This window comes from Carboxydothermus ferrireducens DSM 11255, from assembly GCF_000427565.1.
GTDB lineage: Bacteria > Bacillota > Z-2901 > Carboxydothermales > Carboxydothermaceae > Carboxydothermus > Carboxydothermus hydrogenoformans.
The window spans coordinates 80,988-89,465 of record NZ_ATYG01000009.1; the positions used below are offsets into that span (position 1 = coordinate 80,988).

Genomic DNA, 8,478 nt, shown 5'->3' on the forward strand with positions numbered 1-8,478 from the left:
TGAAATTATTTATTAACAGTAACAAAAAATATAAGGGTTAGTATTGTCTACTTATAAAAGGAGGAGCGGTTCTTTTGCTTACCAAGGAACAGCTGGAACAAAAGACCATAAAGGAGCTTTATGCCCTTGCCCGGGAACTGGAATTGCCCGGTTATTACCGTTTGAAAAAGCAGGAGTTAGTTTTTGAATTAGCAAAAGTTTTCGCCCAAAAAGCCAAAGAGCAGGAACAAAAGGAAAGTTTATTGACGGCTTCCGGGGTACTGGAAGTTTTACCCGATGGCTATGGTTTTCTACGACCCTTTAAATTTTTACCCAGCCAGGACGATATTTATGTTTCACCCTCACAAATAAGAAAATTTGACTTGAGAACCGGCGACCAGGTGTTTGGGGTAATAAGACCTCCCAAGGAAAACGAACGGTATTTTGCCCTGCTGCGGGTGGAGAAGGTAAACGGTAAGGAGCCCGAAACTTCCCCCGAAAGGCTCCACTTTGATGCGTTAACTCCCCTGTATCCCCAGGATCGGCTGTATTTGGAGACAGCGCCCGATGAGGTGTCGGCCCGGCTGATTGATTTGATTGCGCCGATAGGCAAAGGACAGAGGGGGTTAATCGTTGCTCCACCCAAAGCCGGAAAAACAGTTTTGTTAAAGCAGATTGCCAACAGTTTAATTAAAAATTATCCCGATCTTTACCTTATTGTCCTTCTAATTGATGAACGGCCGGAAGAGGTTACCGATATTGAACGGTCGGTCAAAGGGGAAGTGGTAAGTTCAACTTTTGATGAGCATCCGGAAAACCACGTTAAGGTAGCGGAAATGGTTCTGGAGCGGGCCAAGAGGCTTGTGGAACATAAATACGATGTGGTTATCTTATTGGACAGTATCACGCGGTTAGCCCGGGCCTATAACCTGGTTATTCCGCCCAGCGGCCGGACGCTATCCGGAGGGGTGGACCCGGCGGCCCTTTATAAACCCAAGTGGTTTTTTGGGGCTGCCCGGAATATTGAAGAAGGGGGAAGCCTGACCATACTGGCGACGGCCCTGGTGGAAACGGGCAGCCGGATGGATGATGTTATTTTTGAAGAGTTTAAAGGTACCGGTAACATGGAACTGATTTTAGATAGAAAATTAGCAGAAAGGCGAATTTTCCCGGCGGTGGACGTTCAGCGCTCCGGCACCAGAAAGGAAGAGCTTTTGTTTACTCCGGAAGAGTTGGAGTTTACCTGGAAGCTTCGAAATGAACTTTCAAACCTTACCTCCCAGGATGCAGCGGAATACTTAATTAATCTTATTAAAAAGACCAAGAGCAATGAAGAACTAATCGAACGCTATTTAAGGAAGAGTAGGTCATGAGAATAGTAGTTGCCCGGGAAAATGGCGAGTTTTTTGATTATCCCCTGCAGCCTGCCGGGCGCACGGGGAATTTCTTTACCCCCATTGAAAAGTCAGAATTAATTAAGCTTCCCCGGGGGGCAACGTTAGTTTTAATACCGGGAAGTAAAGCCCTGGGATTTGACAAAAAGGGGGAACTCCGAAAAACCGAATATTTAGCGGTGGCTGCTCTCCTGCCCCAGGGGTATACCCGGCTATTTCTTCCGGCCTATATTAAAGAAAACGCTGAACGGTTGCCCCTTTTTGGTTATACCGCGGTGGTGGCGTATCGTGGAGAGCTTTATGCGGCAGCGGCAAAAACCGATGACGAATTCCGCTGGGCACCGGAAAATTATGATTTACCTGAGTTAAACGCTAAAATAAAAGAGGCAAAAGCCCTTTTTCCCGAAAACCGGTTAGTACGTCATCTGGAAAACTGTGCTGTAAATTACCGCTGCTTTACCGCCCAGAACCTTTTTTACAGCCGCTGGGAAGGCGGGATCCCGGTATCGCCCGCCTGTAATGCCCGCTGCCTGGGGTGTATTAGCCTGCAGCCAGCCGATTGCTGCCCCTCTCCTCAGGAGCGAATTAAATTTGTACCTTCAATAGATGAAGTAGCTTCCCTGATGACCTATCACCTCACGGGAGCCGGAAGGGAAGGCATTGTAAGTTTTGGGCAGGGATGTGAAGGGGAACCGTCGTTGCAGGCTGGCCTGATAGCCAGAGCAATCATGGAGACAAGGCGAGAAGTTAAAAGCGGAACCATTAATATCAATACTAACGGCGGGAATTTTCCGGGTTTAAAGGAAATTATCGATGCCGGCGTTGATAGCCTGCGGGTAAGTATCATTAGTGCCCGGGAAGAAATTTATGAAAGCTATTACCAGCCGGTAAACTATAACTTAGAGCAGGTAAAAAGAACCATCAAATATGCTAAAGAAAAAGGCAAGTTTGTAGCGTTGAACTACCTGGTGTTTCCGGGACTTTCTGATACTAAAGAAGAGTATGAAGCTCTGAAATCTCTACTCCGGGAGTGCCGACCGGATATGGTACAGTTTAGAAATTTAAACATCGACCCGGATTATCTGGGAACGAGGATAGTTTTTCCTTCTAAACCTTTTGGACTGCAAAACCTGATTTCGCGGCTTAAAGCTGATTTTCCCTGGCTTATCTTGGGGAATTACTCCCGTCCCGTAAATAGGGAAGAAAACACTACCTAAAAAAGTTTTGCCCCATTGCCAAAAATTTTACGGAATGGGGCTTTTTAATTTTACAACAAATGTCTTAATACTACCAGCGAGGTGATACCAAGGACAATACTTAAAATTGCATTTTTACCTATCAATAAAGAAGCAACGGTAATTAAGCTGGCACCGATATAAGGATTGGTGAAACTTACATCCAATTTTCCCTGAGGAGCAAAGATACCCGGAAAAATTAAGGTTGCCAGAATGGCTACCGGGATATATTTTAAAGCTCGCTGGATAATCGTGGGGAGGTTTTTATTGGTAAAAAGTACGAGAAAACTTACTCTTGTTAAATAGGTTGCCACTGCCATTAGTAAAATCAAAAGTATGTTCTCTATTTTCATGGAGCGGTACTCCTTTTTTCTGTTAATAATTCCAGGATAGTTCCCAATACCGTGGCAGTTACTGTAGCTAAAATAATGTACCACTTGCCGGGGATTAAAAGGTAGCCGGCTATCGCCAGGATTCCGGCAATTAAGAAAACTATTAAAATTTGCCACGACTTAATTTGTCCGATAACAATACTTAAAAAAGTAGCGGGCATAGCAAAATCCAAGCCCCAGGACAAAGGGTCTTTAATTAAAGTTCCCAGTAAGGCGCCGGCAAGAGAACTAATTAGCCAGAAAAAATAAATACCTGCTTCGGAACCTAACATAAAATAGGGGTTACCTTTATAACTACCTTCCTGTTGGTAGTGACCGATGGTAGTTCCATAAACTTCGTCGGTTAAACCGAAAGCAAGCAGGTAAAGCCATTTGGCATTCAATTTATTTAAAAAGGGCGCTAAAGAAAGGCCCATGAGCAGATGTCTTAAATTAATCAGTAAAGTTGAAAGGACGATAAAACCAATTCCAACCCCTTCTTTAATCATACCGACGGCCATAAATTGAGCGGAACCGGCAAAAACCAGAAGAGACATCAGGAGGGTTTCCCCCAGGGATAGTTTTGCTTGCGTAGCCATTATCCCGTAGGCTAAACCAAAGGGTATGAGACCTAACATAAAAGGGGTGGTTTTTTTAAGACCGAGCAAGAAGGCTTTTAAGTCCACCGGGGCTTTCATTACTCCTTTCTAATTCAACTTAAAAAAATTTTGCCATAATTTTCGTAAATTGACAAGGAGAAAGTAACAAATTGTCGAAATAGTAAGGAATAGCTTGACAGTAAAATAAACAATTCAGTAAAGTAATTAGCAAGATAATTTATTAGTATTAATAATAAATTGCAGTAGGAAGGTAAAGATTTCGGTACGGGATGAAATTAACCTTTTACTTCTGAAATTTGGCAAATAGGGGGATGACCTATGGAAGACAGCGTTCTTTTGAGCCGTTACCAGGAAACCTTAAGTTTTTTGAATTTAACGGCGGAAGACCTGCAATTAATGGCCGAATTTAAAGAGTTATTTTCGCAAAAAGCACCGGAGTTTGTCGATAAATTTTATCAACATTTAACTAAATTTCCTTATTTACGGGAATTAATTAAAAAACACAGTACCGTTGAGAAGTTATCCAAAACCCAGGCGGAGTATTTTATTTCATTAACCTCGGAGAAGATTGATGCTGATTATATTAAAAATCGCCTGGCAGTCGGGAAAAAACATATGGAAATTGCCCTTTACCCCAACTGGTATATAGGGGCATACCGTTTATATTACGAAGTGGTCGGGGAATTGGTAGCCCGGAAATATTCTCCCGGCACGGAGTTGTATTTTAAGGCCGTAAATGCTTTTTACAAACGAATTAATTTTGATATCCAACTGGCGATCGAAAATTATATTGCCGAGCAATTAAAATACTTGGCAGCGATTCAAGAGCAGGTAGCGGATGCTGCCGGCTTTATTTCCTCGATTGCCACAAAAACAAATATTTTAGCCTTGAATGCGTCAATTGAAGCGGGAAGAGCGGGGGAACACGGCCGGGCTTTCGGCGTAGTGGCCCAGGAAGTGCGCAAACTGGCTCAGGAGTCTTCCAAAGTTGCTAAAGAAATAACGGAAATGATTAAACATAATATGGAGGAAATAGAAAAAATTCGCCGGCAGAATAGCGGGATGATGTAAGATGGTTACTTTCAATCGTTTTAATTTTATAAAAAATATGTCCAAAGCGTTAGATTTAAGTATGGAGGGGTTGCAGGACCATCACAGGCGGGTGGCTTACATTGCTTACCGTTTGGGAGAAAAGTACAATTTGACGCCAACGCAAAAGCGGGATTTGGTGTATTTGGGCTTAATTCATGATATAGGAATTTTAAGATGGGATGCCAATGATGAAAGAATCCGGCAAATAGCGGAAAATGAGTTTGAACATTGCCGGCGGGGGGCACTTATTTTAAAAAATTCTTATTTCGACCATTATGCCAGGTATATTTTCAGTCACCACGACCATTATGTCGGAAAAAACCCGTCGGGTCTTACGGGAGAAGAAATACCCTTACTTTGCAGGGTGTTGTTTTTGGCCGATAGAATAGCGGTGAATTTTAATCCTGAAAGCTGTATCCTGGAAAAGGTGAAATATTGGCGGGAATACTTTACTAAGCGAAAAATTTTTGATCCCCGCCTTTTAGAGGTGTTTTTTGAACTAGCGGAAGCGGAAGAATTTTGGCTAACCCTGGGCGATAGCGATATTTTAAATCAACGCTTGGAGGAAATTGGTTATGCAGAAGAACTAATAAATTTACCGGATATGATTGGTTTAGCGGAATTATTTGCTAAGCTTGTAGACCATAAGTCCCGGTTTACTTTTTTCCATTCGCAGTTAGTAGGGGAAATTGCGGAATATTTAGGAAAAGTTTTAAATTTTGGCCAAGAGGATGTTAGCTTTCTTAAAATAGCCGGACTTTTACATGATATAGGTAAAATGTCCGTTCCCGAAAGTATTTTGGAAAAACCCGGGGACCTTACCGAAGAAGAGTTTTTGTGTATGAAGAAACATAGTTTTTACACTTACTATCTTTTAAAAGGGGTGTTTCCGGAAAAAATAGTAAAGGTGGCCGCCTATCATCACGAAAAACTTGATGGCTCGGGATATCCCTTTAAGAAAAAAGGCGAGGAATTGGGCTTTGAGGAGCGTTTGCTGGCGGTTATCGATATTTTTGTTGCTCTTTTGGAAGAGCGGCCGTACCGCAAAGGGCTTGACTACCTGGAGATTAAAGGTATTATGGAAGAGATGGGACAAAGAAATAAAATTGATAGGGAATTAGTGCGGGTTGTCCTGGATAATTACCCGGAGTTACAGGCGATAAAGAAAAAACTTAGTGAAGCCTGAAAAAAGTTTTTTTGACAGCAAGCTCCTTTTTTCCGGGGAAAGCTAAACGCAAAGGACTTGACGAAAGGGGTTATCCGTTTAAAATTAAAGGGGAAGGTCTGACATAATTGCCAAAGAGTGGGGCGGTAAACGAAAATTAAAAGAAAGGGGGAAGCGGTTTTAAAAACCGCTTTGGGAAATGAACGCCAGCCGTACTGCTGAATTAAATATAAGGTTGACCGAATTTGAAGTACCGCCTGTTCAGGATTTTCTGGTCATAGGAAAACGGGCGCCAATTGGTATTGAAGCTTTTGGCAAAATGGTTGAATTTATTTCCCCCAACCAGTATAAGGCTATTCGGCTGAATCACGAAAAATTTGAAGGGATAATTATTAGAAAAAATTTCCTCAATGTAATGGAGGAAGAGTTATTGATATCGGCAATCTTAGTAGAAGTGGATGCCATTTCCGATGAAAGTTCCATTTTCAAGGGAAGTTTAAACATAATGCTTAATATCAAAAAGGAGATTGAAATATGATTAAACAAGTACGGGAAGTAATGACCAGAAATCCGGTAACCATTGAGCCGTACAGGAGCTTATGGGATGCCAAGGAACTTATGCGTTCGCAAAGGATTGGCGGGCTACCGGTGGTAGAAAATGAAAAGCTAATAGGCATAATTACTTCAAAGGATTTAATATTTTATCCGGAAAATCGGCTGGTTATTGACGCCATGACCGAAGAGCCGGTGGTCATTGAAGAAAAAGCATATTTATTTGACGCATATCAAAAAATGCTGGAAAATAACATCGAAAGGCTTCCGGTAATAGATGAGTCCGGTGCGCTTACGGGTATTATAACGAGGAAGGTAATTGAACGGTATATTGGGTCTTATATAGATTCGATGACCGGGTTACCCAAAAAAGAGTATGCTATCTATAAATGCCTTAAATTATTGGAGCGGGGAAATTCTTGTACGGTGGCTTTTATCGATTTAAATAATTTTGGGGAATTAAATAAGCGTTACGGGCATGTAGTAGGTGACCAAATTTTATTAAAAGTTTCGGGAATATTAAAACAGTTAGGGGAAGATATTACCGCTGCCCGCTACGGTGGAGATGAATTTATTTTAATCCTGCCCTATGACGAAGTAAAAACAATTAACCTTGTGGATAAACTGTTATTTCTTCTGGAAAATGATAAATGGCCCTATGATTTAAAGGTCCGGTGTGCGGTGGGAGTAAAGGAGATTAGACTTAAAGAAAAAGTCGATATTATCGAAGAAGTTTTTGCCAGTATCAACGAAGCAAGCTTAAAATGTATAGATAGGAAAAAGGAGATTAAAACATGATATTTGTTGACATGATTAACATCCTTTGCTAAAGTAAGATAAAGAAATTTTAAAAAAGCACCTCTTCCAGAACAGGGGAGGTTTTCTTTTTGAGAAAATAAAACAGGAGGAAACCACAGTTAAACTAAACAATACAAAGTAATTGTACAATATTGTAAGAGTGGTGAAAACTTTGAAACAAATTATCACAATACAGGCACGGTTATTTCCAAAGGCAGAGAAGAACGAGGTAGTAGATAACTTAATGCGAAAGTGGAATTCCTGCAAGAGATATGCCTATAACCGCCTGCTTGAAGGAAAAGCCCGAAAAGAACTCAAGAAAGAACTGCAAAGCATCTTTGCTCTAAACTCCAGATATGTAGACGACGCTATTCTTGAAGCTAACGAAATTTTGCATAGTATCAGAGAACTTGGAGAAAACCCACGCAAGGTTATCTTTGGCGGGAAAGCCTTGTTTTATAGACTAAAAAGCAAACATTTAAGCAGTAAGCAAAGGCAAAAGCACAAAAAAGAATGGGAAGATAAACGCAAAGGAACTCTTTTCTCCAGAGGGGATAAAACCAAGCAGGGGAACTTAAATTTAAGAGTTATCGAAGAAAAAGGTCAATTTTTTCTAAGGATAAATACAGGCAACAGAGAATGGCTGTTTATCCAACTTAAAAGTTCTCATAAGAAATGGAGAAAGTTTGCAGAAGCAATGCTAAATTCCTGTCCTTACAGCGTTCGTTTGCAGAGGAAAAACAATAAATACTATGTTTACATTTCTTTTGAAGAAGACCTACCTTGTGCATCGATAGATTTCAGCAATGGAGCTATCGGGATAGACTTAAATGCTTTCCCGTCCCACATAGCTTGGGCTGAAATAAAAAAAGACGGCAATCTGAAAAGCTTTGGAGAAATCCCCACACCACATCTCTGGGATGGAAGAAAAGAGAAAAGAGATTACTATGCATGGGTGTACGCCAACGAAATTGTAAAATTGGCTCTTAAGAAAAAGAAGGGAATAGTGATAGAAAAGTTAGCAATAAAAGACAAAGGCTATCGAGGAGATTACAAGGGAAGAAAGTCCAGAAGGATAAAGCACAGTTTTAGTTACCGAAAGTTAATTAACAGAATAAAGACCCTTGCCCAAAGGTACGGCGTAGCCATAAGAGAAGTAAGTCCGGCTTATACAAGCGTGATAGGAATGCTAAAGTACGCACCGCAGTTTAATTTAACTAAAGATACAGCAGCAGCCTATGTGATAGCACGAAGAGGATTGGCTTTAAGGGA

9 protein-coding genes are annotated in these 8,478 nt (G+C 41.2%); 7 read left to right on the forward strand and 2 right to left on the reverse strand.

Features of this window, described 5'->3' with window-relative positions:
• The first annotated feature begins 74 nt into the window (after window positions 1-74).
• Window positions 75-1,352: a transcription termination factor Rho gene (gene rho / locus CARFE_RS0103925; RefSeq protein ID WP_028051817.1), complete on the forward strand. Its 1,278-nt coding sequence runs from the start codon at window positions 75-77 to the stop codon at window positions 1,350-1,352.
• Window positions 1,349-2,590: a radical SAM protein gene (locus tag CARFE_RS0103930; protein ID WP_028051818.1), complete on the forward strand. Its 1,242-nt coding sequence runs from the start codon at window positions 1,349-1,351 to the stop codon at window positions 2,588-2,590. The genes rho and CARFE_RS0103930 overlap by 4 nt, the downstream gene beginning before the upstream one ends.
• Window positions 2,591-2,640: 50 nt before the next feature.
• On the opposite strand, the gene CARFE_RS0103935 is transcribed toward CARFE_RS0103930, so the two are convergent.
• Both CARFE_RS0103935 and CARFE_RS0103940 read right to left on the reverse strand, forming a co-directional pair.
• Window positions 2,641-2,961, reverse strand: a complete 321-nt coding sequence (locus CARFE_RS0103935) for an AzlD domain-containing protein (RefSeq protein WP_028051819.1) — start codon at window positions 2,959-2,961, stop codon at window positions 2,641-2,643.
• A complete protein-coding gene (locus CARFE_RS0103940; protein ID WP_028051820.1) occupies window positions 2,958-3,677 on the reverse strand; it encodes an AzlC family ABC transporter permease in 720 nt (239 codons plus the stop codon). Before CARFE_RS0103940 ends, CARFE_RS0103935 begins: the two co-directional genes overlap by 4 nt.
• 240 nt (window positions 3,678-3,917) lie before the next feature.
• Between CARFE_RS0103940 and CARFE_RS16680 the strand changes: the two genes are divergently transcribed.
• From CARFE_RS16680 to CARFE_RS0103965, 5 genes are all read left to right on the forward strand, one after another.
• Window positions 3,918-4,670, forward strand: coding sequence for a globin-coupled sensor protein (locus CARFE_RS16680; RefSeq protein WP_028051821.1), 753 nt, complete (start codon window positions 3,918-3,920; stop codon window positions 4,668-4,670).
• 1 nt (window position 4,671) lies between these two features.
• A complete protein-coding gene (locus CARFE_RS0103950; RefSeq protein WP_028051822.1) occupies window positions 4,672-5,877 on the forward strand; it encodes an HD-GYP domain-containing protein in 1,206 nt (401 codons plus the stop codon).
• A gap of 178 nt (window positions 5,878-6,055) precedes the next feature.
• Complete coding sequence (locus tag CARFE_RS0103955) at window positions 6,056-6,394, forward strand: hypothetical protein (protein WP_011343084.1); 339 nt, start codon at window positions 6,056-6,058, stop codon at window positions 6,392-6,394.
• Complete coding sequence (locus tag CARFE_RS14215; protein ID WP_051250143.1) at window positions 6,391-7,206, forward strand: GGDEF domain-containing protein; 816 nt, start codon at window positions 6,391-6,393, stop codon at window positions 7,204-7,206. Before CARFE_RS0103955 ends, CARFE_RS14215 begins: the two co-directional genes overlap by 4 nt.
• A gap of 163 nt (window positions 7,207-7,369) precedes the next feature.
• A partial coding sequence (locus CARFE_RS0103965; RefSeq protein WP_051250144.1) for an IS200/IS605 family accessory protein TnpB-related protein occupies window positions 7,370-8,478 on the forward strand: 1,109 nt, incomplete at its 3' end.

Coding starts and splice junctions, on each gene's coding strand:
- CARFE_RS0103930 (WP_028051818.1), top strand. CDS start 1,349: ATGAGAATAGTAGTTGCCCGGGAAAATGGCGAGTTTTTTGATTATCCC.
- CARFE_RS0103935 (WP_028051819.1), bottom strand. CDS start 2,961: ATGAAAATAGAGAACATACTTTTGATTTTACTAATGGCAGTGGCAACC.
- CARFE_RS0103940 (WP_028051820.1), bottom strand. CDS start 3,677: ATGAAAGCCCCGGTGGACTTAAAAGCCTTCTTGCTCGGTCTTAAAAAA.
- CARFE_RS16680 (WP_028051821.1), top strand. CDS start 3,918: ATGGAAGACAGCGTTCTTTTGAGCCGTTACCAGGAAACCTTAAGTTTT.
- CARFE_RS0103950 (WP_028051822.1), top strand. CDS start 4,672: ATGGTTACTTTCAATCGTTTTAATTTTATAAAAAATATGTCCAAAGCG.
- CARFE_RS0103955 (WP_011343084.1), top strand. CDS start 6,056: ATGAACGCCAGCCGTACTGCTGAATTAAATATAAGGTTGACCGAATTT.
- CARFE_RS14215 (WP_051250143.1), top strand. CDS start 6,391: ATGATTAAACAAGTACGGGAAGTAATGACCAGAAATCCGGTAACCATT.